Origin of the sequence: Nocardioides sp. CPCC 206348, from assembly GCF_048654705.1 — a bacterium.
Taxonomy (GTDB): Bacteria; Actinomycetota; Actinomycetes; order Propionibacteriales; family Nocardioidaceae; genus Nocardioides.
The window spans coordinates 20,886-21,663 of sequence record NZ_JBMCZA010000226.1 but is presented as its reverse complement, the minus strand read 5'-3'; the positions used below and the strand labels follow the sequence as shown (position 1 = coordinate 21,663).

The 778-nt window shown below is 71.2% G+C and carries 1 protein-coding gene; it reads left to right on the top strand.

Features of this window, described 5'->3' with window-relative positions; genetic code table 11:
- Nucleotides 1-765: acetyl-CoA C-acyltransferase (locus tag ACOADB_RS25655; RefSeq protein WP_378605608.1), on the top strand; the 765-nt coding region annotated here is incomplete at its 5' end.
- Between the last annotated feature and the right edge of the window lie 13 nt (nt 766-778).

Below are 778 nucleotides of genomic sequence, written 5' to 3'. Positions count from 1 at the left end.
GACCCGCGCCCGGCCGACTGGTCGATCGACATGCCCAACCAGTTCGAGGCCGCGGACCGGATCGCGAAGCACCGCGGCATCTCCCGCGCCGACCTCGAAGCCCTCGGCCTCGCCTCGCAGGCGAAGGCACGAGCCGCCGTCGACGAAGGCCGCTTCAAGCGCGAGATCGCCGCCATCGAGGCACCCGTCCTGGACGCCGACGGCAACCCGACCGGGGAGACCCGCCTGGTCGACACCGACCAGGGACTGCGCGACACGACCGCCGAGGGCCTGGCCGGCCTCAAGTCCGTGCTGCCCGACGGCCTCCACACGGCCGGCACGTCGTCCCAGATCTCCGACGGCGCCGCGGCCCTGCTGATCATGGACGAGTCGAAGGCACGTGCACTCGGCCTGACGCCCCGCGCGCGGATCGTGTCGCAGGTCCTCGTCGGCTCCGACCCCTACTTCCACCTCGACGGGCCCGTCGACGCCACCCAGCGCCTGCTCGACCGCACCGGGATGTCGATCAGCGACTTCGACCTGTTCGAGGTCAACGAGGCGTTCGCATCGGTCGTCCTGTCGTGGGCCGGCGTGCACGGCGTCGACATGGACAAGGTCAACGTCAACGGCGGCGCCATCGCCCTCGGCCACCCCGTGGGCGCCACCGGCGTCCGGCTGATCACCACCGCACTGCACGAGCTCGAGCGCCGTGACCAGTCCACCGCGCTCATCTCGATGTGCGCGGGTGGCGCCATGGCGACCGGAACGATCATCGAGCGCATCTGACGCTGCTCGTCAC